This is a genomic window from Parendozoicomonas sp. Alg238-R29 (assembly GCF_947331445.1).
In the GTDB taxonomy this organism is placed as follows: domain Bacteria; phylum Pseudomonadota; class Gammaproteobacteria; order Pseudomonadales; family Endozoicomonadaceae; genus Sansalvadorimonas.
The window spans coordinates 44,472-69,360 of record NZ_CAMZOG010000007.1 but is presented as its reverse complement, the minus strand read 5'-3'; the positions used below and the strand labels follow the sequence as shown (position 1 = coordinate 69,360).

Here is a 24,889-nt window from a genome sequence, read left to right as displayed (position 1 = left end):
CAAATCAAGCCCGGATTTCTCCGGGCTTGATTGTTTATAGGGTTATAGAATCGTCGAGGTTTGCCTTTGCTAAGACTTCTAACGAACTCAGCCAAAAATAACCCGGAACAGATAAAAGAATGCAATTGCTAAAAAAGCACCTGCGGGTAATGTGACCAGCCAGGATAAAAAGATTGTGCTGATAACCTGCAGATTCAACGCTCCAATTCCTCTCGCCAGTCCAACTCCCAGTACCGATCCCACAAGAATATGGGTTGTTGAAACTGGCAGACCGGTTGCAGAAGAGAGAACAACTGTCGTGGCAGCAGAAAGTTCAGCGGCAAAGCCCCGGCTTGGAGTTAATTCTGTGATGTGCTTGCCAATGGTGGCCATAACTTTGTAACCATAGGTCGTTAGGCCACAGATGATTCCTGCCCCTCCCAGCATTAAAACCCAGCTGGGCATAGGTGTTTTCGCTGCTATATCTCCGCCGCTTTCAACAACGTGAACAACAGCGGCCAAAGGCCCTACAGCATTAGCGACGTCGTTAGAACCGTGTGCGAAAGCCATGGCGCATGCTGTGAAAATCATCATCGTGCCGAATATTCTTTCAACACTGGAGTAATGGAAATCCCGGTCAGCTTTTTTATCTTTGTGGATTCGGGTGAGAGCCAGCATACCCAAGGCCGTGAGAATAAAACCAATAAGAGCGGATGAGAGAACAACTTCGAAATTTGTCAGGTCCAGCCCTAGATGCTTTAACCCGTTTTTCAGGGTGACCATGGCAATCATAAAGCCGACCAGGAATGTGTAAATTGGAATAAAACGTTTCGCGCTGTAAAAAGGGTCTCGGGTGTTAAGGATTAGTTTTTGGATTGATGTAAAAACAAGCAGAGACAACATCCCTGAAAAAAGCGGTGAAACAATCCAGCAGCCAACAATAGACATAACGCTGCTCCATTTCACTGCGTCATGCCCAATTCCAGCAACGGCAAAGCCCACAATAGCTCCAACAATGGAGTGAGTAGTGGAGACTGGCCAGCCATAGTGCGTTGCTATCAGTAACCATGTTCCAGCCGCAAGAAGGGCGGCCAGCATGCCGTATATAAGAAGTTCCGGGTTTGCCAGAAGCTCCGGCATTGTCGGGTCAATAATGCCTTTGCGAATTGTGGTCGTAACAGAGCCACCGGCGAGAAAAGCCCCGGCAAATTCAAGAACAATGGCAATGACAATGGCCTGCTTTATTGTTAGAGCTTTTGAGCCAACCGATGTTCCCATGGCATTAGCAACATCATTAGCGCCTACCCCCCAGGCCATGAAGAACCCAAAGAAACATGCCAGACCTAGCAAGATTACGCCATATTCCGTGATGATCGACATCAGAACTACACCTTAAGAACTGCATCTCCAGAACTCTTCTTTAGAGTCCCGATTACGGTTTCAATTCACTAGTAGCCACGTGATTTTTGAGATGGCTTCTAACCAATAGGTTTATTTAATGAGCCAGAAGCATGTGCAGGTATCCGCCCACTCGGGACGCTCTGTCTGCCAAATCGCCAACCCATTCAATTACCTGGTAGAGAAACATCACATCAATAGGGGGGAGTTCTTTCTCCCGGGCAAACAACAGGCGACGAACTGTAATTTGGAGCTTGTCTGTGCTGGCTTCCAGGGCGTTCAGCTCTTCGATCATTGTTTCAACTATGTCAGCTTCCCGGCCACGAAATCCTGTTTCCAGAAGGTCGTCCAGTTCATTGATGGCGCGTAATGCCTGAGCGGAGGCTTCTACAGAGCGTTTGACAAAGAGCATGAAATCCGGTTGCAGCCCGGTTGGGAAAACCATCTGCCGACCTAATACGATCCCGGCGATATCCTTGGCCCGGTTTGCGACTTTGTCTTGTACCGTTACCAGATCCAGGAGGTCAGTTCTGGGAACCGGAAGAAACAGGCTTTTTGGCAGGGATAGGCGCACCTGTTTTTTGATTTCGTCAGCGTCTTCTTCAAATTCAACAATGCGCTTTTGATAGGATTCAACTTTCTGCCAGTCCTCTTTCATGACCGCTTGAAAGAAGGGTTCCAGAAGTGCAGCTGCTCCGTGGGCACTGGCTATATGTTGTTTTATTGGCCCAATGGGGGAACGCCCAAATACGCTGGACAGCAGATATCTCGATGTCATCGGCAAAAGCTGTGGTTGTTATCGAACCGAGATTATAGAAAGCGTTTTCCCAGCGAGCCGAAAAATTGTGTAAAAGGATGTGATTGGTGGTTATTGATCTGATAATTCCTTGATAAATCACTACATTCTGTGGCGTAGTTATTTTTAAATTTTAAGAGTTATTTGTTTATGGGCCATGAAGTTGAGCTGAAATTGAGCCTGGCAGCTTGTGATCATCAAAAAGTGCTGAAAGCCGCTTGTCTGGTGGATCAGCCTGTTGTCACTCTCCATCTTAAGAATACTTATTTTGATACTCCTGACGAGCGATTGAACCAGCACCGGGTAGCTCTGCGTATCCGGGAGAAAAACGGGGTGTATATTCAGACCCTGAAAACCAAGGGCGTAAGCGTGAATGGAATAAGCCGACGTGGAGAATGGGAGTGGCAGTTAGAAGGCAATGAACTGGATGGAGAACGTTTAGCCAAGGTTTGGCCTGAGGCCCTTCAGGGTATTGATATAGCTAGCCTGGAGCCAGTTTTTACTACGGACTTTGAGCGAAAAGTGATTGATTTTCAGTGGCAGAGCGCTCTTATTGAACTGGCCCTGGATTGTGGCGAAGTTAAGGCCAGAGGCAAATCTCAGCCTATCTCTGAGCTAGAGCTTGAGCTGAAGGGGGGCGATGAATCGGCCCTCCAATCCTTGGCGGATGAGCTTGGGAAGCTGGTGAAGCTTAAACCAGAAAATATCAGCAAGGCTGAGCGAGGATATCGGCTTGCCGAGGCAGGTGGTGAAAGGTAGGCTCCTACAATGACTAGAAGGCGCAAGAAAAAGCGCCAACAGTGAATAATATCCGCCGTATCCATTGGAATCAGGCTGTGGAAAAAAGACAAAATCATAAAAATTCAGGTCAGGGCAGGCAATCCAGCCATAAAGTGGCCGGAGGCTCAAAAGTCAGCAGTCATGAGTCTGGCAGCCATTTGCTTGATTTATCCCAGATAGTTCAGGGCCTGATGCAGGATGGTTGGCTTAGTAGTCATCAAAGCCAGGATATTCTTTCCCGCAGACGTAATGCCAGTCAGGCCAAACTCCACCCTCTGGAATATCTGGCCGAACTGGAGTTGGCCAACCAGAAGAACGTCGGCCAAATTCTGGACTTGGATACACTCACCCGCTGGTTGGCAGATAGTGCCAGCCAGCCTTATTACCATATTGACCCTCTAAAAATTGATGCGGCATCAGTGACTCCACTCATGTCTCTGGCTTATGCTGAGCGGCATCAGATTTTGGCTGTAGAAGTGAATGAGAATGAAATTCTCGTGGCCAGCGCCCAGCCATGGCACAAGGGCTGGGAAGATAACCTCAAACATATCAACCGCCGAGAAATAAAGAGGGTCGTTAGTAATCCCGCTGAAATTCGCCGTTACACTGGTGAGTTTTATAAGTTGGCCAAATCCATATCTGGTGCCAGCCGTGAAGGTGGTATTAATGCCATCAATACCGGCAACCTGGAGCAGCTGCTACAGCTTGGTGATGCCCAGACTCCTGATGCCAATGACCAGCACATCATTAATATTGTGGATTGGTTACTGCAATACGCCTTTGATCAGCGAGCCAGTGATATTCACGTTGAACCCCGGCGTGACAAAGGCCATATCCGTTTTCGTATAGATGGTGTCCTCCATACTGTTTATGATATGCCGGCTCAGGTTCTGGCGGCTGTTAACAGCCGCTTGAAAATACTCGGCCGCATGAATGTGGCGGAAAAACGCAAGCCTCAGGATGGCCGGTTAAAAACACGTTCTACGGAAGGCAATGAAGTGGAACTTCGTCTTTCCACGCTACCCACTGCTTTCGGTGAGAAGATGGTTATGCGTATCTTCGACCCAGATGTTTTGTTGAAAGGTTTTCGGGATCTCGGCTTTTCGAAAGAAGACGACAAACGCTGGCACCAGATGGTGGGCAGGCCTAATGGTATTGTTTTGGTGACCGGGCCAACGGGATCGGGAAAAACGACCACGCTTTATTCCACCCTGAAAGAACTGGCAACCTCCAAAGTAAATGTCTGCACTATCGAAGATCCGATTGAAATGGTTGAGCCAGCGTTTAATCAGATGCAGGTTCATCACAACATCGATCTGACCTTTGCCAGTGGTGTTCGTGCCCTGTTACGACAAGACCCGGACATTATTATGGTTGGTGAGATCCGTGATCTTGAAACGGCAGAAATGGCGATTCAAGCCGCACTGACTGGTCACTTGGTTCTTTCAACCTTGCACACCAACGATGCCCCTTCCGCTATTACCCGATTACTGGAATTAGGCGTTCCTGATTATTTGATTCGGGCAACAGTGTTAGGTGTTATGGCTCAGCGCTTGGTGAGAACATTATGCCCTGACTGTAAGCAACCAGTAAAAATGGATGAACAGGGATGGAAAGAACTCACTAAACCCTGGGTTGCAGAACCACCTGCAATGGGTATGAAACCTGTTGGCTGTTTGAGCTGTCGGAATACAGGTTACCGTGGTCGTGCAGGTGTTTATGAAATTATGCCCCTGGAAGGCGCGGTGAGAGAGCAGTTAGGGGAGCGTACTGATGTAGATAAAATGCGTGCGGCGGCCATTCGAAACGGTATGCATTCTCTGCGTTTAAGCGGAGCCCAAAAGGTTGCGCAGGGATTAACAACCATTGATGAAGTTCTGCGAGTAACGCCAGTGACGACTCTTAATTGAGTACGTCACTGTCTTCTGATTTACACACCGTGAATCAGTGCAGCAAATGACAAAGCCATTACCGCGATGGATGTGAACAGTAAGGCCAGTTCCGGTCTGGTTAACCGATCATTAGGGTTATTCATAGTACGGCTCCGTGTACAGCAAACTACTCACGTTCCTTTCAGTATAGAAGCCAGCCTCATGCTACCGATATTGGGGTAAAAAATAGGTAAAAGCTGTAAAAAAGCCTTTTTCCTTGAAGCGACTGATGGCAAAGCTGCCGGTTCGTAGGCGGGAAGGCAGGGATTAGTCAACTAACTATCACTTTTTGCAATAAAAAGCCGACTAATTAAGAAAAAAGTCAATAATTGAGACGTTGTCTGGAACCACTGATTCTCATCAGGGGCTCCAGAGGTTATCAGGCTCCCAGGTAAGCTTTTCGAACGTCGTCATTCACCAGCAGGTTTTGCCCACTGTCTGCCATAACAATTCGGCCATTTTCCAATACATAACCGCGGTCGGCTAATTTCAAAGCTTGGTTAGCGTTCTGCTCAACCAGAAAAATAGTCATACCTTCTTCGCGAAGCATTTCGATAATGTCGAAAATCTGCTGGATAATAATAGGTGCCAGTCCAAGAGATGGTTCATCAAGCAGAAGCAGTTTCGGGCGACTCATCATGGCACGACCAATAGCCAGCATCTGTTGTTCACCACCAGACATGGTACCGCTACGCTGATCAAAGCGCTCTTTCAAACGAGGGAAAAGTTGCAGAACATGCTCCAGCATTTCCTCTTTGCGCTCTTTGGGTTCAAAGAAACCGCCCATATCCAGATTTTCTTCTACAGTCAGCCGTGAAAACACACGACGACCCTCCGGAACTATGGCGATACCGGATCGCATAATTTCCGGGGTTTCCAATCTGCTGATGTCATTGCCTTCGAATATTATCTGACCAGAGCTGGGGTGAGGGTCACCACAAAGAGTCATCAGTAAGGTGCTTTTCCCTGCACCGTTCGCTCCAATCAGGGTAACAATTTCACCCTTGTTCACATCCAGTGAAATGTTCTCGAGAGCCTGTATTTTTCCGTAATGGGCAGAAACGTTTTTAATTGACAGCATTACGCTTCTCCCAGATAGGCTTTGATAACATCGGGGTTGTTCTTGATTTGATCCGGCAGACCGTCAGCCAGAGGGGTGCCCTGATTGATAACGTAAATATGATCGGAAATTTCCATCACCAGTTTCATATCGTGTTCAATCAACATGACAGATACATTGTGATGATCACGTAATTCACAGATCAATTCATCAAGTTCTTTGGTTTCTCGTGGGTTTAAACCGGCCGCTGGCTCATCAAGCATCAACATGTCGGGTTGCGTCACCATGCAACGGGCAATTTCCAGGCGGCGTTGCTGACCATAGGACAAATTGCCAGCATCCCTGTTGGCCATGCTCTTCAGATTCACTTTATCCAGCCAGAAAGACGCGCGATCAAACGCTGCCTGTTCACTACGGCGGTATGCAGGGGTTTTGAACAATCCGGAAAGGAGGTTAGTGTTCAAGTGGCGGTGCTGGGCAACCAGCAAGTTCTCCAGCACTGTCATACTCTTGAACAGGCGGACATGCTGGAATGTACGCACAATGCCTTTACGGGAAATTTCATGGTTCTTGCTACCGGTAATGTTTTCACCCCGGTAACTGATACGGCCATCTGATGGTTTATAGAACCCTGTCAGGCAGTTGAATACAGTGGTTTTACCTGCACCGTTAGGGCCGATAATAGAAACAATCTGCCCGCTCTTTACATTCAGTTTGACCTTGTTCACTGCAACCAGACCGCCAAAGCGCATGGTCAGGTCTTCTACTTCCAGTAAGGTCTGTTGGTTGTTTTCTTGACTGCTCATATCTTTATGCTCACCAATTCTTATATCAGTCCGCGAGGGACATCAGGCTGCATGTGCAGGCTGTTGTGAAATGGAAGAAGAGTTCTCCTCTTTGCTCTCTTTCAGGGCAATGTGAGGACGCTTCATGGGCATAAGGCCGGCAGGTCGCCAGATCATCATAAATACCATCAGTAAGCCAAACATCAGCATGCGGTATTCATTAAACTCTCGAGCGAGTTCTGGCAGTATCGTCATAATGATCGCAGCCAGAACTACACCCATCTGAGAACCCATTCCGCCGAGTACGACAATGGCAAGAATGATGGCAGACTCAATAAAGGTGAACGATTCCGGGCTGATAAAACCCTGACGTGCAGCGAAGAAAGTTCCGGCAAAGCCGGCAAAAGCTGCGCCAATGGTAAAGGCTGAGAGTTTTATTATGGTTTTGTTCATGCCCAGCGACTGGCAGGCAATATCATCTTCCCGAAGCGCTTCCCAGGCACGGCCAATAGGCATACGCAGCAAGCGATTGATAACCCAGAGCGTGGCAATAACCAGCAGAAGAGCCAACAGATAAAGGAAGATAACCTTGTAACCACTGGAATAGTCGATACCAAAGAATTCGTGGAAGGGAATGTTGCCCTCTTCTTTCGCTCGGCGTGAGAATTCCAGCCCAAACAAGGTTGGTTTCGGAATCTGGCTGATACCGTTGGGGCCACCGGTAATGGCCGTCCAGTTGTTCAGCAGGATGCGGATGATTTCACCAAACCCTAACGTAACAATTGCAAGGTAATCGCCTCGCAACCTGAGTACAGGGAAGCCAAGGATGAAACCGAAAAATGCAGCGATGAAACCGCCAAGCAGCAGGCAACTCCAAAAATCCAGACCAAAATACTGGTTCAGCAAGGCGTAGCTATAAGCGCCCACGGCATAGAAGCCAACATAACCAAGATCGAGAAGGCCTGCGAGACCAACAACGATGTTAAGACCAAGCCCAAGCATCACATAGATGAGAGCGAGGGTTGCCAGGTCAACATTGCCCCGCGAGCCAAAAAATGGCCAGATAATTAAAGCCGCCAGCAAGAAGGCGAGGGCCAGTTGCTTCAAACGAGGGTGCTGCTCGCCTTTCGTTTGCAGAGTTTCGGCAATGCCGTGCTCTGGTAGGGGGAGTTTGTTTTTAACTGCTTGCCAGCCGTTGCTGATGGGTTCCCTGAAGAGTTGAAAGACAAACAGGAGCGCCAGTGCTACACCAAGGGCTTCCAGGCGAACAGGATCGGCAAGTGACAGGCTAATGCTTGTACCTTCAGGTACCAGTTGTACGCCCATCATAAAACTGGCGAGTATCAGGAAAACGACAGAGGTTATTAATGCGTTTTTTATACTTGTGGTGTTCATACTTTTTCCACCTCTGGCTTGCCGAGAATGCCTGATGGACGGAACAGCAATATCAGAATTAACAGACTAAAGGCGACAACATCTTTGTATTCAGAACTGAAATAGCCGGAAGTCATAGCTTCAGTTAAACCAAGCAGCAGACCTCCAAGAACAGCACCAGGAATGCTGCCAATGCCACCAAGAACAGCCGCAGTAAAGGCTTTCAATCCAGCGAGGAAGCCAATGTAAGGATTGATAACGCCGTAGTAGAGGCTTAGCAGTACACCAGCAACAGCGGCCAGTGCGGCACCAATAACAAACGTCAGGGAAATCACAGTGTTGGTATTGATGCCCAGCAAACGAGTCATACCCATATCTTCAGCACAGGAGCGGCAGGCGCGGCCGAGACGGGACTTGGAAATAAACAAAGTCAGAACTGTCATGCTGATAAAGGTAATGGCGAAAATAATCATCTGCATATAAGACACAGAAGCCTGGAAGCCAGCTTCCGGGCCGAAGGTTACGCCGCCAGTGATCAGGCTGGGCATAGCGATGTCTCGTGACCCCTGTGCCAGACGAACATAGTTTTGCAGGAAAATAGACATGCCGATGGCTGATATGAGAGGAATGAGTCGGTTACCGCCACGTAGTGGCCGGTAGGCAATCCGTTCTATCGAGTAGCCGTAAGTACTGGTGATAATCATGCTGATAATGAAGGCAGCGACAATCATCAGTGTGACGCTATCTATGCCTACCATGGCTAGGCCTGCCAGTACGATGAACGACACATAACTGCCGATCATATACACCTCGCCATGGGCAAAATTAATCATTCCGATAATTCCATACACCATTGTGTAGCCAATGGCGATAAGGGCATAGGTACTGCCCAGTGTAAGGCCGTTCAGAATTTGCTGTATAAGGTAAAGACCTGAATCCCCCATACATACTCCTATATTCTTTTTTATAATGTTGGCAGAGCTTGTGGCTCTGTCGCGCAGTGCGCTGCTTTGGTGCGTTGCGCGACCCTATATTCTCACACTGGAGATAAGCAAAACAGGGGATGCTTCGGATTTTGTATTCAAAATCAGAAGATTATTTTGAAAGAAGGGAAGATTGATAAAATCCGTAGCTCGAGGATTTAAACAAGGTTTGGGGCTACCGTAAGCTGGGCAACCCTTTCGAGGAAGTGATACTGAGCAGGGAGATTTTCGCTGTCAGTCTCCGTTGCTTCTATGAGGCAGCTCTCCAAGGCTTCTGCTTTATCAGACTCTTTCAGGATCTCTTGTATATATGTTTTTTCCTCAGTTTTGAGCCTCTCGGTTTCACTTTCAGAGGGAATGACAGAGGTTCTATTGGCGTTATTTAACAGGACGTTCTCGTTTGATTTTATTTGTCTCTTTATTGCAATAAGCGTTCTGGCGTTTTGTTCCATGTTAATCAATAGCTGCCTGGCATCAGTCGCTAACTGTTCATCTTTATAGCTAAGAGCATCCAGCAGGATGTTCAGTGCGATGGTCATACATCTATGTTTGCCGTCACCTTCGATCGCTGATGTAATGTCGTCTTTTTCATATAGCTTATTGTCCAGTATTGCTACAGTTTCAGAAAGTGCCCTATTCCCGTATTTTGCAAGGTATTCAAAGTGTATATCTGACCCATCCTTGCTCATGAACGGGTGGTAGTCTTTAAAGGCACTGTCCATGTTCTCAAAGTCTTTATTGGTTATTGCATTGATCAGTCTCATCGCTAAATCTAGAGCCCGCTCGGTATTGTCACCCTCACAGGTCACCTTCTGAATACAAGGTTTTTCACTGGTGATGGGAAGAGCTGGGCCGCTGTATGCGCCGGTATCCTCTCCCATGAGTCCAGATTCAGGCATGCAAACAGAGCCAAGGGTAGCGGAGGGGGCATAGGAGTTGTGTGCCGACTCCCACTCCATGTTCTCCACTTTCTGGAAGGCGTGATCTAATCTCTGCTTATTGTCCTTTGGAGATCGTAAATTCCATAGTTTTTTTCTCCAGATGACAGGGTTTTCGGCGTTTTCGATGCTCTGTATTAGCTTGGCGATACGACCACGGAAATTACGCCTTTTTTGAGGTGCATGATAGGCAAAAAGTTTTCCGCTTCGTTTGACAATTGGCGGTGGCTGGTTTGCTCTTGCATATGGTGGAGCAAATCTTGACTGTCTTGATTGTTGTGTAAGCATACTGCCCCTTTATCCGGTGTAGATCATAGAACCCTTTGGACAATCACCGGCAAGAGGTGTCAGTAACAATTATGTAAAGTAAAAGCGACATCACTCATTTCGAATGATGCCGCCTTAGTACCAGAAATTTTCTGGATATTAGTTCAGTGGCGTCTTGGTGCCATCCTTGTGCCATTCGTAGACAACAAAGCTGAAGTCTTTCAGGTCGCCTTTCTCATCAAACGCCAAGTCACCAGTTGGTGTTTTGAAGCTCTGGCTACGCAGAATCTTGGCAACTTTTTCAGGGGAATCACCGTTCATCTTGATCGCGTCAGCCATAACCTGAACTGCGGAATAAGCCGGGAATACAAAAGGACCAGTCGCGTCTTCACCTTTACCGGTGATGTACTCAACCAGCTTCTTGTTGGCAGGATCCTGGTCGAAGCTTCTTGGCAGAGTCACCAGTAGTCCTTCAGAGGCGGCACCGGCAATAGCGGAGATATCTTTGTTACCTACGCCTTCAGGGCCCATGAACTTAGCTTTCAGACCTTTCTCAGCACTCTGGCGCAGAATCAGGCCCAGCTCTGGATGGTAGCCACCGTAGTAAACGAAATCGACGTTCTCTTTCTGCAGCTTGGCAACCAGTGCAGAGAAGTCTTTATCGCCAGCTGTTACACCTTCAAACAGAGCAACGTCAGTGCCAGCAGCTGTCAGCTCGTCACGAACAGATGTCGCCAGACCTTCACCGTACTGCTGTTTATCGTGAATAATTGCAACGCGTTTAGGCTTGAGAGAGCCAAGGATATAACGGGCAGCGGTAGGGCCTTGCATGCTGTCCAGACCAATGGTTCGGAATATTAACTCGTAACCGCGGGTGGTGATATCAGGGCTGGTAGACGCCGCAGTGATCATCAGAACGCCTTCATCTTCATAAATGTCAGAGGCAGGCTGTGTGCTGGAAGAGCAGAGATGACCAACAACATACTGGATGCCGTCGTTTACAATTTTGTTAGCGACAGCAACGGCCTGTTTTGGATCACAGGCGTCATCGTAAACGACACCTTCCAGTTTTTTACCGTTAACACCACCGGCCAGGTTGATTTGTTCAATAGCCGCTTTAGCGCCAATGAACTGCATGTCACCGTATTGGGCAACAGGGCCGGTTACCGGTCCTGCTAAGCCAATTTTGATGGTGTCTTCGGCCTGAACGCCCCCGGTCATCATTGCAAAGGCAACAGATGCACTGGCCAGTGCCGTGCGCAGTGTGTGTGTCATTGTTTCCGCTCTCTTGTTTCTATTTTTGGTTTTTATCGTTGTTTTGGTGAAAGCTTTAAAGCTTTTTTCTGCTTCGATCACGTTATACAGGATTTTTTCTGACAGTAACAGATAGCAGCTACTGCCATTGACTTCTCTTTATCAAAGGTTTTTCTGTTGTTTTTTGCTCGAAAACAGTGCGTTTAAAGGCGTTTAATTCTGATAAAACACTACATATATAGTGTTTGACGTTTTAGTAGAGGGGAGCAGGAAGAAATTTTTCTGTTGTATAAACTACGGATACAGAAGGAATTTGTATCCGTAGTACTTGAAAAGGCAGTGTTCAGAAGGCGATAAGGTTTGGAAAGCAATATCAAGCGGTAATGGTTTTCACGCCGTCTTTTGTTCCCAGCATCAGAACATTGGCTGCGCGATTAGCAAACAGGCCATTAGTCACAACACCGGTAATCTGGTTAATGGACTGTTCAATACCAACCGGGTCGGTAATTGCCATGTTCCAGACATCCAGAATAATATTGCCATTATCGGTAACGACACCTTCGCGATAGGCTGGGTCCCCGCCCAGACGAACCAGTTCCCGGGCAACATGGCTTCGCGCCATTGGAATAACTTCCACGGGTAGCGGAAAGGTACCCAGAACGTCCACCATCTTGGATTCGTCTGCAATACAGATGAACTCTTCTGCCACTGCGGCAACGATTTTTTCCCGGGTCAGGGCTGCACCACCACCTTTGATTAATTGAAGGTGATCGTTGCTCTCGTCTGCACCATCTATATAGAAACGCAGCTCAGAGATGCTATTCAGGTCATACACTGGGATTCCATGGCTTTTCAGTCGTTCGGCGCTCGCCTCAGAACTGGCGACGGCACCATCAAAACGATCTTTTACTTCGGCCAGTGCATCAATAAAACAATTTGCTGTAGAACCGGTCCCGATACCAATGATCATATCGGATTCAAGGTGAGGAAGAATGTAATCCAAAGCAGCCTGGGCGACGGCTTGTTTGAGTTCATCCTGAGTCATGGATTGAAATCCTGATGTGTGAGCGAAAGCAGGATTATAAGGGAAGAGTTGGGAGGAGTGTTATTACAATAGGGTAAATTACTGGTTCCACCCTTCAGGGAGGGTTGTGGTACTCGTTAATGAAGGCGCGGATGAGCTGGTGCGACATTTAAATGGCCGTATATCAATAGCGGCTGTGGTTTGCGCCGATGCCAGTCTCGCTCACGAGTCGGCCGCCGCCAAGCTTGGCTTTCCATTGAAAGAACTTGTGACGTCATCAGGGCAGCATGTTCTTGATGGTATTTTTCATATCCAGCATGTGGACGGTATAGATTTTTCTGCGCGTTTTATCTCTGCGGCAACGGAATTGCAGAAGAGTGGTTCAATCAAGTTTTTTGTTCCAGCAGAAGGGGAGCTGGGCGATTACAAAAAAGCCAGTCGTAATGACTTTGCTTGCGATATAGAGCCTGAGCGAGTCCTGTTTACACAGGGCGACGCCTGTAACCTGAAAGCGAAAACTGAAAATCCTGAAATGGAATTAGGCACAAAGACAGTGGTTACGTACAATGTCCTGACATTAAGAAGATCAATATACAAAAGTCAGAATAGATAACAGCTACTGCGGACGATTATGCCTACTCAGTACATCAGGAAAATCCTCGAGTCGCGCGTGTATGATGTGGCGGTAGAAACCCCGTTACATTTTGCGCCCTTTCTCAGTGAACGGTTGAAGAACAATATTCTCGTTAAGCGAGAAGATTTACAGCCAGTGTTCTCATTTAAAATTCGCGGTGCTTATAACAATATTATTCAGCTCTCCGAAGAAGCGCGGAGCAGAGGAGTGGTGTGTGCCTCAGCGGGTAATCACGCTCAGGGTGTTGCGCTGTCAGCAAAAGAGCTGGGTATTCGGGCCGTGATTGTTATGCCAACCACTACGCCGGATATAAAGGTCAAAGGTGTACGTTCCCGTGGAGGAGAAGTCGTTCTCCATGGAGACAGTTTTGATCAATCTCTGGCCCACGCTTTGAGCCTTGTAGAAACAGAAGGTCTTAGCTTTATTCACCCCTACGATGACAAGGACACCATTGCTGGTCAGGGAACTATCGGTATGGAAATCCTGCGCCAGCACACGGGCGACCTGGATGCGGTATTTGTGCCTGTGGGCGGTGGCGGCCTGATTGCCGGTATTGCTGCTTATGTGAAATACCTGCGGCCGGATGCTTTGGTTATCGGTGTTGAATATGAAGAATCCGCGTGCCTGAAAGCAGCCATGGAAGCTGGTGAGCGTGTTGTGTTGCCGCAGGTTGGACTGTTTGCTGATGGTGTTGCAGTTGCTCAGATTGGCGAAGAAACATTCCGCATTTGTCGTGAGTGTGTTGATGAAGTGATCACGGTTAATGCAGATGAAATCTGTGCTGCGGTGAAAGACCTGTTTGATGACACCCGTTCAGTTACGGAGCCGGCCGGGGCTCTGGCTACTGCCGGACTCAAAAAATACGTGGAGCGGGAACAGATAACGGAAAAGAATCTTGTCACCATAGCCAGCGGTGCAAATGTAAACTTTGACCGACTGCGTTATGTGTCTGAGCGTGCAGAGTTGGGTGAAGGTCGAGAGGCTATTCTTGCTGTAACCATTCCAGAAAAGCCCGGTAGTTTCCGGCGTTTCTGTGAAACCATTGGCCGCCGGAATATCACTGAGTTTAACTACCGCTATTTTGATAACCGTGATGCCTGTATTTTTGTGGGTGTTCAGATGCATCCGGAAACAGAAACCCGGGAGCGTTTGATTGAGGACCTCACTGACGCTGGATATGCTGTAGAAGATTTGACTGACAATGAAGTGGCTAAACTTCATGTACGGCATATGGTTGGTGGTCACGCCCCTGACGTTGATAATGAAGTTGTTTATCGCTTTGAATTTCCAGAGCGCCCCGGTGCGTTATTAAACTTCCTGAAACGTGTTGGCACACAGTGGAATATTTCCATGTTCCACTACCGTAACCATGGCGCGGCTTATGGGCGTGTTATTGTTGGTATTCAGGTTCCAGAAGGGGAGCGGCACCAAATTCCAGAGTTCCTGGACGATATTGGTTACCACTTCTGGGAAGAGAGCGATAACAGTGCATATAAGCTTTTTCTCAGCTGACAAGTAACTGTCGTATATGCCCTTTTGCCAGTGAATAGTGGCTTGTTAGTTATAAAACCGCCCAGGAAAGGTGTTTTTTTGCATCAAGTCACAATTTCTTCACTATTTTCTCTTTATAATTTTAGAAATGTAACATAGCTTATCTTGGCAGTGTTTTTGCCTTAGACGTGTTTTGAAATGCTCAGAGTGAGCATACAGGGATGAGTATGTGCGCAGGAAGCCAGGACTGTTTTACCTGGAGGTAGTATGTTCAAGATTGATCCGCTTCACATCATGATGGTTGTGTTTGCTCTTGGCGTTGTAACCACCGCAACCGCCCAGATGCTTGGTTAACACTCGGAGGCTACCGAGTGTTATAAGAAGAAAAATAAAATCTGATCAGGGTAAGCTCGTTCAGGAGTAGTAGTGTAAGTTTGTTGCAATCCCCATTAAAGGAATGTCCCAGCTTTCGGAAGGAATGTTGTCTACCTTCTGGCATTCATGGGCCACGCCAATAAGCAGTGGCTGACTGGATTTCGTATCCTTATTAATAAACGCGAAAGTACGGTCATAGAAACCACCACCCATACCAATCCTTTTCCCGGAAGGGTCAAAGCCTGTTAACGGCAAAAGCACAAGATCAAGGTCTTGTACTGGATGGGCTTCATAGAGACGGCTATCTGGCTCAGGTATACCAAATGATTTTTCGTTTTTCACCATAATCGTGTCGTCTTCCCATGGAAGAAAAGTCAGGGTGCCGCTGCCTTGTGAATCAACGACAGGCAGATAAATTTTCTTGCCTTTTTTTCGAGCATCTTCAACGACAAACTTCAGATCGATCTCGCCATCACGGGCCAAGTAAACAGCAATATGTTCACTGTTTGTATAGGCTGGATGAGTCAGTAAATTCTCAAAAAGGTTTTGAGCCGCCGTCTGCTGCTGATCTGGGCTTAGGCTCCGACGTTTCTCTCTCAGCTGTTTTCGAAGATCGCTCTTTTGTTGTTTTACGTGCTCGGGTGACTGGTTGTTATTTTGATTCATGTGAGACTTGGTTTCAGGTTCTGTTATCGTATCTGGCAACATAATCTGCCAAAGCATAACAAGCTATAGCAACTTTATGAGTTTTCTGTGGGGGTAGCTTTTGTCCGGTCATGTTTTCCGGGGGGCGTTCTCAATTAAGTATGCGCCTCAGTGGCCACGAATGATGGCATTCAGAGTTACCCGAAGGGCACTCCCCAAAGTTCTTCTTATGGTTGCGTTGCCGTTCCTTGAAAGGCAATCAGAATTTCAGCGGAGCTGCATCTTACCCTAGAAACCTTTGTGAACATGCCCCAGGCCAGTTGACTCTAAAGTGCACGCCTGTCCGTATGCTTGAATATGAACAGGGAGTTCTTCCCTGTGATCCAACTCAACAAAGGATGTACAACATGTTGCCAATGGGAACAACTATGACCAGCAGCATGGTCATTGGGTTACTCTTTTCTAGTCGTTTGCCTGTGCTCAACTCTTTCAACAAGCTTCCGGTGACGGTCCGGAAAAGTGCACGGGCAATTGTTTTTCTGGCGGGTTGCTGGAATGTGTTTTGGTATGGAGTGCAACACCCTACGGAATTCTGGGGAGTGGCAGCCCTTGTTTCAGGTAGCCTGATGCTGGTGACCTCCTTTTATATCTATGGAGAAAGCAGGCTTCCAAGTGTGCTTCGCAGATTACGTCCTGTTGTTCAGGTCGCCCTTCTAGCCTGTGTGCTGTTGTATGGTGTAACAATTTACCATCTATAAAATTTACCATCTATAAATAGTGGTGCGAATAAGACTAAATGAGATGAACGCACAAGCTTTAAACGCATGTCGAGCAGATACTGTGGAGGGTTCTGTGTGAGTAAGGTTCCCCACTCTGCCGCTGTCTTGTGTGGCCCTTGAAGCATTGCTTCAAGGTGGTAGCTGCTGGAATAACATGGGCTTTCCGCTTCAAGGGTAAAACCCGAGGCGGACATGCACGCTTGTTACTCTCGAGGAGCCGCCGGGATATGTATTCAAAGCCTCAGGGACGTTACGAGACTGGCGTACAAACCAGGGAACCTTAACAGGATTATATCGGCAGAAGAGGGGCTGCTGCCAGCCCCTTTTTATGCTTTATCGTTATGAAAAACACAAATTGTCGGGAGTACTTACAGAGCTGATTACAGCTCAAGTTCATGGTTTTTCTGCAGGGCACCGTCCAGTTTTTTCAGCATGGAGTCGATCTGCTCCTGGGTTTCGCTGCTCTGGAGCTGATTTTTCTGTCCGCTGCGGAGCATCTCATGGGCAATGTTAAGGGCTGCCATAACGGCAATGCGTTCGACCCCTATCACTTTACCGCTATTGCGAATTTCCCGCATTTTGCTGTCGAGGTGACGTGCAGATTCCAGCAGACTGGCCTCCTCCTCCGGAGGGCAGGTGATGCGGTAATCTTTGTCCAGGATATTAACCGTGGCTGTAAGACGTTCCGTGCTCATGATTCGTGCTCCAGGGTCTTGAGTCGTCCGATCATGGCTTCGACCCGGGTGCGTGCAATCTCATTTTTTTCAATGAGCTGGGCACGCTCCTGCTTCCACTGCTGCTCGCCAGAACGCAGGGCTTGGTTTTCGTGCCGGAGATTTTGGCAGAGAGTGATCAGTTCTTCGATCTTTCGGCCAAGCTCGTTTATGTTGTGATCGTTCAGTTCGCTGGAATCCATGAATCGTGGCAGTTTATTGATCCTTTAAAGAGTAAATATATCCCCACTTCCGGCAGACGGACAATATAAGTTTGCACAAGAGTCTGAATTTGTGAAAAAAAGATCGACTTGCATCATGGGTTGATACATTAATATATCGAGAATTATGAAAGAGATTTTCACTATGAGTGAAGCGAAAACTCGACTGGAGCCTTTTAGTTTCGACAAACTGGCAGATTTGTTTGTGGAGGTTCGTTCCATGACTCCTCCATCGCAGTTACATGGCTTGCTGTGCGGTCAGCTCTGTGCCGGTTTGCGGCCAGATCATAAAAGCTGGCTGGATGCTGCCGCTGAACAGATGGCCACTTCTGATGAAATGAGTGTGCGGGTTCGCGCCGGTCTTGTAGATTTTTATGATGTGGTGCTGGGAGATATTTCTGCCAGTGATTTGTCCTTCAGCCTTTTGTTGCCAGAGAGCGATGAAACTGTTGGTCAGAGAACAGATGCTTTAGGGCAGTGGTGTTCTGGGTTTTTATCAGGGTTTGGCGCGGCTGGTGTCATTGGCTCCAAACTGTCTGAAGAGGCTACCGGTGTACTGAATGATCTGGCTCAGATCGCTCAGGTGCAGGCAGATGATCTGGAAGAGTCCGAAGATTCCGAGAAAGACTTTTTTGAAGTGTGTGAATACGTACGTATGGCTACCCTGATGTTATTCGGTGAAAGTCAGGAAAATAAAGCTGTACAGGAAACTCAAGCAAATAAAAGTGACGCAATTCACTAATGAAACTTGATCAGAAAATTTATACAGAGCGCCGCAGGGCGTTACTGGATTCCCTGAAAGAGGGAAGTGTTCTGGTATTGCCTTCCGCCACAGAAAAAGTGCGCAATAGAGATTGTGAATATCACTTCCGGCAGGACAGTGATTTCTGGTATCTCACAGGGTTTGGTGAGCCAGAAGCTGTTCTTGTATTGATTCCCGGGCGGGAAGAGGGGGAGTCTGTCCTGTTCTGCCGCGAACGCAACCGTGAGATGGAAATCTGGAATGGTCGCCGGGCTGGTCAGGCTGGTGCCGTGAAAGAGTATGGCTTCGATCAGGCTTTTGTAATCAGTGAACTGAATGAACAGATGCCTGGTTTGTTAGATCAGCGCACGTCTGTTTATCACACCCCCGGTGCGAATAAAGAATTCGATCAACAGCTCTGGAGTTGGATGGATAAAGTTCGTGCCAAAGAGCGGAAGGGCGGTGTTGCTCCTGAGCAGATTGAGGATCGTGACAAGTTGCTTCATACCCTGCGCATGATCAAATCCCCCGCAGAACAGGCGCTTATGCGCAAAGCTGGTGAAATCAGCGCCAGAGCGCACACTCGCGCTATGCAAGAGTGCAAGCCTGGTGTCACGGAGTACCAGCTTGAGGCCTCTATTCACCATGAGTTTGCTATGAGTGGTGCTCGTCACCCTGCTTATACAACCATTGTTGGTGGTGGTGAAAATGCCTGCATCTTGCATTACACCGAGAATGAATGTGAGCTGAAAGATGGTGATCTGGTTCTGATTGATGCTGGTTGTGAGCTGGATCATTACGCTGCAGACATTACCCGAACTTTCCCGGTTAACGGTAAGTTTTCTCCTGAGCAGAAAGCACTCTACAACGTAGTGCTTGATGCCCAGCTGGCCGCTATTGATGAAGTTGCTCCCGGTAAACCCTTTGATGGATTCCATAAGGCTGCGTTGGGCAAACTGGTTGAAGGGTTGCTTGAGTTGGGATTGCTGGCTGGCAATAAAGACAAGCTGATTAAAGAAGAGGCATACCGAGCTTTCTACATGCACGGCACCGGTCATTGGCTGGGTATGGATGTGCATGATGTTGGTCATCACAAGGAAGATGGCGAGTCTATTCTGTTTAAACCCGGCATGGCGGTAACCGTTGAGCCTGGTTTGTATGTTTCACCAGATAATCAGGATGTTGAAGAGCGCTGGCGTGGAATCGGTATTCGTATAGAAGATGATGTTCTGGTTACAGAAACTGGCAACGAAGTTCTTACGGCAGGTGTTGTAAAAACTGTTGATGCCATTGAAGCATTGATGGGTTAAATGACTTTGGGGCTGGGAGTGCTGTTGATTGACTCTACTTAGCCCCTGGAAATTGAATGATCTCTGGAATTTTACAGGCAGTCTGGTACAGCCGTGGATAAGATTTTTCGAGAGTGCCCAGCAAACCTTCTCCCAGTGTGCGTTTATCACCATCAGATGTAAGTACCTCAAGTGGGCGGTCGATATGAGGGGTAAGCTTTAACAGTATTTCAAGGGATTCTTTAACGTCTAAAACCTCCCTCCTGTTTTGTGGAGGCTGAGGGAATTTTTCTGCATCCGTCAGCTGTTTTTCCCAGGTATCTAAAGCTGTCATTAAGTCTGCATGAATTTCATTGCTCGGCAGGAGTCGGTTCTGATCCCAGAGAACTCTTCCACAGGCTCTTAAGTCTCTGTCAATATGCCACAAACGAATATCACGCATTAAAGGATGAACGGGGGAGCTTTCGTCAGAGTATTCTGCTCCCTGAATTAACATGTGTCTCAGTGCTGAGTATTGCTTCTGGTTAATAGCAGCCCAAAGTAATGTGGGATATCGTTCACTCAGGTGAGGAGGAGTATTGCCATCTTCTCCACCCAGAGTGAGTTCGCTATCAATCTCTATAAGCTTTCGGATAAGCTGCGGGCAACCTGCAATGCGAGGCAGAATACTAACAGCCGGAAAGTCTTCAGGTTTTTCAGGTGATCGTGCTATCAGAGGTGAGGCTCCGGCATTGATCATTTCTTCAGCGATAACCACACCGGCGGAATGTAGCGCAAAGGTTGAGCTGGCCTTGCAGGTCATAGATAGTTCATGCCAGGGGGTTCGAAAATCCCCATTGGATTGCACACTCAGTTTTTCCATCTGTTCCTGTGAGTAATATTGGAACAGTGATTTGGTGATGGGCCTGACTTCGTAGGGAGTGGATTTTTGGGTTCTTCCTATAGCCAGTAGGTGGGGAATGGTGTTTTGCGCTGCATCAACGTAGTCGAGATCTCCTCCGTGGCTTATCCAATGGTTTATATCATCGAGGGAACCTGACTTGATCAGGTATGTCGGATCAGTGGGCCACACCTTATTCATAATTCCCTCCCATATCTTGCGGGCCATTCCCGGCTTATAGTCAGGACGAGGAATATGAGGTGTTGTGCGCTTCACTTTGACTCTTCTTGAAAGGTACTCACTGCCCTGCCTGTCAAAGGAAAGGCCAAATGCACGTGTTCTTTTTCGAGAATTGTTAGATGATCCAAGTAAAGGTGTAGCCATGCCGAATCTGCCGAATCGTTTGGGTATGACGGTTTGACCCCGACTATTGCAGGAGTTTTCTTTCTGCCTGTTTTACTGACTGTTTTGTCAGATCGGCCCGGAAGAGTACACTGAGCCCAGATATCGGGGAGCTAAGAACAGATATGCAGAAGGACCACTACGATATAGCCATTATTGGCGGTGGAATGGTTGGCGCTACACTGGCCGTTGGCCTCAGAAACGCTCTGCCGGACAATGTGTCGCTTGTGGTGATAGAAGCAGTGGCGATGCCGGATGAGTCGCTGTTTGTGGATGCCTGGCAGCCAAGCTATGATGGCCGCTCGACTGCCCTTGCGGAAGGTGCCAGAGGGATATTTGAAGGTTTTGGCCTTTGGCAAAGTGTCGCCGCTAATGTTGAGCCAATAAACAGCATTCATGTATCGGATCGTGGTCACTTTGGCATGACCAGAATCCATGCAGACGAACACAATGTGCCAGCGCTGGGTTATGTTGTGGATAACAGCTGGCTGGGGCGGGTTTTGCTATCTGAGGTGCAGCAGGCAGAGGGTATTGAGTGGTTGTGCCCGGTTAAGGTGAAAAGCCTGATTCCTGATCCTGAAATGATGACACTGGAACTGGAGCAGGGTAAGGCGCTGACTGCCGGGTTAGTGATTCTTGCCGATGGTGGGCGTTCAGGTTTAACAGAAACCCTTGGAGTGGATGTTGATGTGAGCGACTACGGCCAGAAAGCTATTGTGGCCAATGTATCTCCAGCCCGTCATCATCAGAATGTGGCCTATGAGCGCTTCACCGATGAAGGCCCTATGGCCTTATTGCCCAGGGCTGGTGGTGATTGTGCCTTGGTATGGACAATGCCTGAAATTATTGCCGATGAACGCATGCAGCTGGTGGATGAAGACTTTTTAAAGGAACTTCAGGACAGGTTCGGTTACCGGTTAGGACGATTTAGTAAGGTTGGTGAGCGTTTCAGCTATCCTCTGTCATTGCGGCAGTCCCGGGAGCAGGTGAGGCCCGGATTAGTCGTTCTTGGGAATGCAGCTCATAGTCTACACCCGGTTGCCGGTCAGGGATTCAACCTGTCTTTACGGGATGTGCAGATTCTGGCTCAGGTGCTGGCTGATGCCAACCAAGCAGGAAAGCAGTTGGGTGGTCTGGATACATTGTTGTCTTATGTAGAGAGCAGGAAGCTGGATCAGCAGCAGACCATCGGTTTTAGTGATCAGGTGGTCAGTCTGTTTTCTAACAGCTCAGCAGCGCTGGCAGGTATTCGGAATGCCGGGCTGTTGAGTATGGAATTACTGTTCCCCCTACGCGATTGGTTCGCCCGGCAGGCAATGGGACTTGGCCGGTAACTTTCTAAAAAGAAAAAGATAGTGCGGCCCGCTCTAGGGCCTGTTGAGGTTTTGTCTTCGGCTCAGTGGCTATAAAAGCAACCAGCTGTGAGAAAGGCTTGTGAAAATCGTAGTTGTTCTACATTGAGCAAGACTGACGTGGTAGATGGCTGCTTTTATAGCCACCCGAAGGGCATTCCCGAGGGCTTCCATGGCTGCGTTTCAGCGTTTTGAAAGGAAGTAAGCATTCCGGCAACGCTGTGCCCTATAGTGCCCTCCGGGTATAACCATGAAAGCCCTCGGAAATGCTGAGCTCGAAGCCAAAACCTCAACAGACCCTAGTCAAGTGGTGCCGTATATCCGTGATGATGAGTACTGAGGCAGTATGACGCGGGACTACGATATTATCATTTTGGGTGGTGGCATTGTTGGTGCTGCCATGGCTCTGGCTCTTGAAAATACAGCCCTCAATATAGCTCTGGTTGACGCGGGCTCACTGGAAGTTTCCAGCGGAACTCTGAGCGACGACAAATTTGATCCGCGGGTTTGCGCTTTAACTGAAGCTTCCATCAACCTTCTGAAACATCTTGGCGTTTGGGAGCATATTCACAGTCAGCGAGCATGTCCTTATTCCGGTATGTATGTATGGGATGCTGCGGGTACCGGCTCTATCTCCTTTTCAGCATCGGAGCTGAATGTTCATCACCTCGGACACATTGTTGAAAACAGCATTATTCGTAATGCCTTACTTTCCCGGTTACTGAAATCAGATATCCAGTTATTAAGTGGTATTGAGATCCAGGGGCTGCGGCAGGGAAAAAATGATGGCGTCAGCCTCAGGCTTTGGGATGATAGTCAGTTGCACACGAGGTTGTTAATTGCTGCTGACGGTGCTGGTTCCAGAGCTCGTTACTGGGCAGGAATTCCTATGAGGGAGTGGGATTATCTTCACCACGCAGTTGTCACAACAGTGGAGATAGAAGAGCCCCATGAAGGGACGGCCTGGCAAATCTTTCTGGATACCGGGCCTTTGGCATTTCTACCGCTGCCATCATCTTCTGATGGGCGACACTTCTGCTCAATTGTCTGGTCTCTGGTTCCTGATGAAGCCCGAAGAATAATGAAACTGCCTGATAAGCAGTTTCTGGCAACATTGGGTAGCACTATTGAAGGGCGCTTCGGGAGCATAATCAGCGCAGGCGAACGTTTATGTCACCCACTCAGACAGCGCCATGCCCGCCAGTATTATCGGGGGCAGGTGGTATTAATTGGTGACGCTGCACATACCATTCATCCCCTGGCCGGGCAGGGGGCAAATTTGGGATTACTGGACGTTGCCAGCCTGACAGAAGAGATTAAACGGGCGCAATCTCGCGAAGAAGACTTTTCTGCTCCCCATATTCTGGATCGTTATCAAAGATCCCGCGAAAGCCATAATCTGGCTATGGCAGGAATTATGGAAGGTCTGCAGCGGCTGTTTCACAGCGACCACATGCTGTTTCGCTGGCTTCGTAACACTGGGTTAAATATGGCAGACCGGATTCCGTTGTTAAAACAAGAGATTGTCAGCCGCGCCATGGGGTTGCGAGGAGATCTGCCTGAAATCTCCAGAAACAGTAAGTAACAGATACCAGTATTTCTTGAATCTAGTACCTCTGTACTTTGAACTATATTTCCCTTCGCGCATCAAAGAGCCTGCCCGGATAACGGGGAGCGAGGGGGCCGGAGCGAAGCTCCGGGTTCAGAAAGAAGAGGTACTGATATGACCCGATGTTCCAGTGCAGTGAAATCACTGCCAGCGGTTATGGCTGTTGTCATGGCTGCGTTTGTAACAATCATGCTTCAGGGATGTGGAAACGAGGATGATGATAAAGAACAACAGGATGTGACTGAGACTGTAACGCCTATTGAGCAGGATGTTGAACGGGTGACCATTGAAGATATCCGCCCCAGTGAAGTTGTAGGCTACGACTGTGACGATTCTTCGGGTATGACACCAGATAAGCGCTTCTGGTGTCGAGGTTTGAAAGACTGGAAAGAAAACAATAATTTTCAGGCTGACAATACCAGTGCACGCGACGAGTTTATTGAATCCTGGAAACTGGGGAGTCTCGATGCCATGCAGGGGCGAACTCCTGCAATTGATAATCTTCAGAGCCGACCCATTGCCGCTAATGGTTATGAAAGTGGTTATATCGGTGTTCTTGATGCCCAGGGCATTATTGAATACGAATGCACTGAAGGTGAAGAAACGGATAATGAATACCGTGACCGCTGGTGTGAGGCTGCTGCTGCCTACAATGCAAGCCGTCAGGGTGACCCGACGAATGCCATTCTGAAAAACAGCTATATCAGCGGTTATATGTCTGGTCGTGCAATAGCCCTTACTCTACCGACTTCAATGGAATCCTTATTTGGTGGCGATGGGCCGAAGGATGCCGGGAAGTCTGCTATTGATGAGCCTGAACCTGGTTCTCCCAAAGCGATTCTTGTTTTCCACAGAGGCTTTACTGATGGCTTCCAGGCCATGATTGATACGGTTCGTGAGTCCGTAAATCAGGTCATGGAGCAGATGCAGAACATGCCAGGAATGGATGGTATGCCTCCCGGTATGGATGGAATGGGAATGCCCGGTATGGGAGATATGCCACCGGGCATGGAGCATATGATGCCACCAATGCCAGAACCAGCTGACTCTGGAGAATAAGGCCACTTCTATTTCATGTTTAAACGGGCAGCTTCGGCTGCCCTTTTTTTGGGAATAACAAATGGTGTTGCAAAGCTAAATGAGAATAATTAGTATTTGCGCAATTAATCGTTGTGTTATTCCAAAGGG

At 48.1% G+C, this 24,889-nt stretch carries 22 protein-coding genes, 1 other RNA gene and 1 pseudogene; 10 read left to right on the top strand and 14 right to left on the bottom strand.

All coding sequences use genetic code 11. The features are described from left to right. Positions 1 to 87 precede the first annotated feature (87 nt). Positions 88 to 1,359, bottom strand: a complete 1,272-nt coding sequence (locus QMA35_RS03210; protein WP_281645689.1) for an inorganic phosphate transporter — start codon at positions 1,357 to 1,359, stop codon at positions 88 to 90. Between the two features lie 115 nt (positions 1,360 to 1,474). Further along, entirely contained in the window at positions 1,475 to 2,155 is a 681-nt protein-coding gene (locus QMA35_RS03205; RefSeq protein ID WP_281645688.1) for a TIGR00153 family protein, read from the bottom strand. A 168-nt stretch (positions 2,156 to 2,323) separates the two neighbouring features. On the opposite strand from QMA35_RS03205, the gene QMA35_RS03200 reads away from it, so the two are divergent. Together QMA35_RS03200 and QMA35_RS03195 are read left to right on the top strand one after the other, a co-directional pair. Beyond that, positions 2,324 to 2,932, top strand: a complete 609-nt coding sequence (locus QMA35_RS03200) for a CYTH domain-containing protein (protein ID WP_281645687.1) — start codon at positions 2,324 to 2,326, stop codon at positions 2,930 to 2,932. A gap of 212 nt (positions 2,933 to 3,144) precedes the next feature. Beyond that, positions 3,145 to 4,863 carry a GspE/PulE family protein gene (locus QMA35_RS03195; protein WP_281645710.1) on the top strand — a complete coding sequence of 573 codons (1,719 nt, stop codon included), beginning with the start codon at positions 3,145 to 3,147 and terminating at the stop codon, positions 4,861 to 4,863. Positions 4,864 to 5,263: 400 nt separating this feature from the next. On the opposite strand, the gene QMA35_RS03190 is transcribed toward QMA35_RS03195, so the two are convergent. The 7 genes from QMA35_RS03190 to rpiA all read right to left on the bottom strand — a co-directional run bounded on the left by QMA35_RS03190 (position 5,264) and on the right by rpiA (position 12,590). Then, complete coding sequence (locus QMA35_RS03190) at positions 5,264 to 5,965, bottom strand: ATP-binding cassette domain-containing protein (protein ID WP_281645686.1); 702 nt, start codon at positions 5,963 to 5,965, stop codon at positions 5,264 to 5,266. Continuing rightward, complete coding sequence (gene livG / locus QMA35_RS03185) at positions 5,965 to 6,750, bottom strand: high-affinity branched-chain amino acid ABC transporter ATP-binding protein LivG (RefSeq protein WP_281645685.1); 786 nt, start codon at positions 6,748 to 6,750, stop codon at positions 5,965 to 5,967. Before livG ends, QMA35_RS03190 begins: the two co-directional genes overlap by 1 nt. 42 nt (positions 6,751 to 6,792) lie before the next feature. Next, a complete protein-coding gene (locus QMA35_RS03180) occupies positions 6,793 to 8,124 on the bottom strand; it encodes a high-affinity branched-chain amino acid ABC transporter permease LivM (RefSeq protein WP_281645684.1) in 1,332 nt (443 codons plus the stop codon). Then, on the bottom strand, positions 8,121 to 9,047 hold the full coding sequence (gene livH, locus QMA35_RS03175; RefSeq protein WP_281645683.1) for a high-affinity branched-chain amino acid ABC transporter permease LivH: 927 nt from the start codon (positions 9,045 to 9,047) through the stop codon (positions 8,121 to 8,123). Before livH ends, QMA35_RS03180 begins: the two co-directional genes overlap by 4 nt. A gap of 197 nt (positions 9,048 to 9,244) precedes the next feature. Then, positions 9,245 to 10,312, bottom strand: a complete 1,068-nt coding sequence (locus QMA35_RS03170) for a hypothetical protein (RefSeq protein ID WP_281645682.1) — start codon at positions 10,310 to 10,312, stop codon at positions 9,245 to 9,247. A 138-nt stretch (positions 10,313 to 10,450) separates the two neighbouring features. Then, on the bottom strand, positions 10,451 to 11,566 hold the full coding sequence (locus QMA35_RS03165) for a branched-chain amino acid ABC transporter substrate-binding protein (RefSeq protein WP_281645681.1): 1,116 nt from the start codon (positions 11,564 to 11,566) through the stop codon (positions 10,451 to 10,453). A 352-nt stretch (positions 11,567 to 11,918) separates the two neighbouring features. Then, positions 11,919 to 12,590 carry a ribose-5-phosphate isomerase RpiA gene (gene rpiA, locus QMA35_RS03160; RefSeq protein ID WP_281645680.1) on the bottom strand — a complete coding sequence of 224 codons (672 nt, stop codon included), beginning with the start codon at positions 12,588 to 12,590 and terminating at the stop codon, positions 11,919 to 11,921. Between the two features lie 109 nt (positions 12,591 to 12,699). Here rpiA and QMA35_RS03155 point away from each other — a divergent pair. Next, positions 12,700 to 12,894, top strand: a pseudogene (locus QMA35_RS03155) (IS1595 family transposase); the annotation flags it as partial. A 306-nt stretch (positions 12,895 to 13,200) separates the two neighbouring features. Beyond that, entirely contained in the window at positions 13,201 to 14,715 is a 1,515-nt protein-coding gene (ilvA, locus tag QMA35_RS03150) for a threonine ammonia-lyase, biosynthetic (RefSeq protein WP_281645679.1), read from the top strand. 393 nt (positions 14,716 to 15,108) lie between these two features. Here the strand turns inward: ilvA and QMA35_RS03145 are convergent, their stop codons facing one another. Beyond that, entirely contained in the window at positions 15,109 to 15,735 is a 627-nt protein-coding gene (locus tag QMA35_RS03145) for a 5-formyltetrahydrofolate cyclo-ligase (RefSeq protein ID WP_281645678.1), read from the bottom strand. Between the two features lie 326 nt (positions 15,736 to 16,061). On the opposite strand from QMA35_RS03145, the gene QMA35_RS03140 reads away from it, so the two are divergent. After that, positions 16,062 to 16,472 carry a hypothetical protein gene (locus QMA35_RS03140; RefSeq protein WP_281645677.1) on the top strand — a complete coding sequence of 137 codons (411 nt, stop codon included), beginning with the start codon at positions 16,062 to 16,064 and terminating at the stop codon, positions 16,470 to 16,472. A 103-nt stretch (positions 16,473 to 16,575) separates the two neighbouring features. On the opposite strand, the gene ssrS is transcribed toward QMA35_RS03140, so the two are convergent. The 3 genes from ssrS to QMA35_RS03125 all read right to left on the bottom strand — a co-directional run bounded on the left by ssrS (position 16,576) and on the right by QMA35_RS03125 (position 17,409). Next, positions 16,576 to 16,773: non-coding RNA, 6S RNA (gene ssrS, locus QMA35_RS03135), on the bottom strand. Positions 16,774 to 16,873: 100 nt separating this feature from the next. Further along, positions 16,874 to 17,188, bottom strand: a complete 315-nt coding sequence (locus tag QMA35_RS03130) for a cell division protein ZapA (protein WP_281645676.1) — start codon at positions 17,186 to 17,188, stop codon at positions 16,874 to 16,876. After that, entirely contained in the window at positions 17,185 to 17,409 is a 225-nt protein-coding gene (locus tag QMA35_RS03125) for a TIGR02449 family protein (RefSeq protein WP_281645675.1), read from the bottom strand. The genes QMA35_RS03130 and QMA35_RS03125 overlap by 4 nt, the downstream gene beginning before the upstream one ends. A gap of 163 nt (positions 17,410 to 17,572) precedes the next feature. Here QMA35_RS03125 and QMA35_RS03120 point away from each other — a divergent pair, with 163 nt between their 5' ends. Both QMA35_RS03120 and pepP read left to right on the top strand, forming a co-directional pair. Further along, a complete protein-coding gene (locus tag QMA35_RS03120; protein ID WP_281645674.1) occupies positions 17,573 to 18,169 on the top strand; it encodes a UPF0149 family protein in 597 nt (198 codons plus the stop codon). Beyond that, positions 18,169 to 19,479, top strand: a complete 1,311-nt coding sequence (gene pepP / locus QMA35_RS03115) for a Xaa-Pro aminopeptidase (protein WP_281645673.1) — start codon at positions 18,169 to 18,171, stop codon at positions 19,477 to 19,479. The genes QMA35_RS03120 and pepP overlap by 1 nt, the downstream gene beginning before the upstream one ends. Positions 19,480 to 19,513: 34 nt before the next feature. On the opposite strand, the gene QMA35_RS03110 is transcribed toward pepP, so the two are convergent. After that, positions 19,514 to 20,614, bottom strand: coding sequence for a hypothetical protein (locus QMA35_RS03110; protein ID WP_281645672.1), 1,101 nt, complete (start codon positions 20,612 to 20,614; stop codon positions 19,514 to 19,516). Between the two features lie 251 nt (positions 20,615 to 20,865). Here QMA35_RS03110 and ubiH point away from each other — a divergent pair, with 251 nt between their 5' ends. The 3 genes from ubiH (at position 20,866) to QMA35_RS03095 (ending at position 24,760) form a co-directional block, all read left to right on the top strand. After that, the gene (ubiH, locus tag QMA35_RS03105) at positions 20,866 to 22,074 is read left to right on the top strand and encodes a 2-octaprenyl-6-methoxyphenyl hydroxylase (protein ID WP_281645671.1); all 1,209 of its coding nucleotides are present in this window, start codon (positions 20,866 to 20,868) and stop codon (positions 22,072 to 22,074) included. Positions 22,075 to 22,438: 364 nt separating this feature from the next. After that, positions 22,439 to 23,677, top strand: a complete 1,239-nt coding sequence (locus QMA35_RS03100; protein ID WP_281645670.1) for an FAD-dependent monooxygenase — start codon at positions 22,439 to 22,441, stop codon at positions 23,675 to 23,677. A gap of 138 nt (positions 23,678 to 23,815) precedes the next feature. Further along, complete coding sequence (locus tag QMA35_RS03095) at positions 23,816 to 24,760, top strand: hypothetical protein (RefSeq protein WP_281645669.1); 945 nt, start codon at positions 23,816 to 23,818, stop codon at positions 24,758 to 24,760. Positions 24,761 to 24,889: the final 129 nt, after the last annotated feature.

Excerpts from the sequence above, each read along its gene's own strand:
- QMA35_RS03210 (WP_281645689.1), bottom strand. The coding sequence starts at position 1,359 with ATGTCGATCATCACGGAATATGGCGTAATCTTGCTAGGTCTGGCATGT.
- QMA35_RS03205 (WP_281645688.1), bottom strand. The coding sequence starts at position 2,155 with ATGACATCGAGATATCTGCTGTCCAGCGTATTTGGGCGTTCCCCCATT.
- QMA35_RS03200 (WP_281645687.1), top strand. The coding sequence starts at position 2,324 with ATGGGCCATGAAGTTGAGCTGAAATTGAGCCTGGCAGCTTGTGATCAT.
- QMA35_RS03195 (WP_281645710.1), top strand. The coding sequence starts at position 3,145 with ATGCAGGATGGTTGGCTTAGTAGTCATCAAAGCCAGGATATTCTTTCC.
- QMA35_RS03190 (WP_281645686.1), bottom strand. The coding sequence starts at position 5,965 with ATGCTGTCAATTAAAAACGTTTCTGCCCATTACGGAAAAATACAGGCT.
- livG (WP_281645685.1), bottom strand. The coding sequence starts at position 6,750 with ATGAGCAGTCAAGAAAACAACCAACAGACCTTACTGGAAGTAGAAGAC.
- QMA35_RS03180 (WP_281645684.1), bottom strand. The coding sequence starts at position 8,124 with ATGAACACCACAAGTATAAAAAACGCATTAATAACCTCTGTCGTTTTC.
- livH (WP_281645683.1), bottom strand. The coding sequence starts at position 9,047 with ATGGGGGATTCAGGTCTTTACCTTATACAGCAAATTCTGAACGGCCTT.
- QMA35_RS03170 (WP_281645682.1), bottom strand. The coding sequence starts at position 10,312 with ATGCTTACACAACAATCAAGACAGTCAAGATTTGCTCCACCATATGCA.
- QMA35_RS03165 (WP_281645681.1), bottom strand. The coding sequence starts at position 11,566 with ATGACACACACACTGCGCACGGCACTGGCCAGTGCATCTGTTGCCTTT.
- rpiA (WP_281645680.1), bottom strand. The coding sequence starts at position 12,590 with ATGACTCAGGATGAACTCAAACAAGCCGTCGCCCAGGCTGCTTTGGAT.
- ilvA (WP_281645679.1), top strand. The coding sequence starts at position 13,201 with ATGCCTACTCAGTACATCAGGAAAATCCTCGAGTCGCGCGTGTATGAT.
- QMA35_RS03145 (WP_281645678.1), bottom strand. The coding sequence starts at position 15,735 with ATGAATCAAAATAACAACCAGTCACCCGAGCACGTAAAACAACAAAAG.
- QMA35_RS03140 (WP_281645677.1), top strand. The coding sequence starts at position 16,062 with ATGCTTGAATATGAACAGGGAGTTCTTCCCTGTGATCCAACTCAACAA.
- QMA35_RS03130 (WP_281645676.1), bottom strand. The coding sequence starts at position 17,188 with ATGAGCACGGAACGTCTTACAGCCACGGTTAATATCCTGGACAAAGAT.
- QMA35_RS03125 (WP_281645675.1), bottom strand. The coding sequence starts at position 17,409 with ATGGATTCCAGCGAACTGAACGATCACAACATAAACGAGCTTGGCCGA.
- QMA35_RS03120 (WP_281645674.1), top strand. The coding sequence starts at position 17,573 with ATGAGTGAAGCGAAAACTCGACTGGAGCCTTTTAGTTTCGACAAACTG.
- pepP (WP_281645673.1), top strand. The coding sequence starts at position 18,169 with ATGAAACTTGATCAGAAAATTTATACAGAGCGCCGCAGGGCGTTACTG.
- ubiH (WP_281645671.1), top strand. The coding sequence starts at position 20,866 with ATGCAGAAGGACCACTACGATATAGCCATTATTGGCGGTGGAATGGTT.
- QMA35_RS03100 (WP_281645670.1), top strand. The coding sequence starts at position 22,439 with ATGACGCGGGACTACGATATTATCATTTTGGGTGGTGGCATTGTTGGT.
- QMA35_RS03095 (WP_281645669.1), top strand. The coding sequence starts at position 23,816 with ATGACCCGATGTTCCAGTGCAGTGAAATCACTGCCAGCGGTTATGGCT.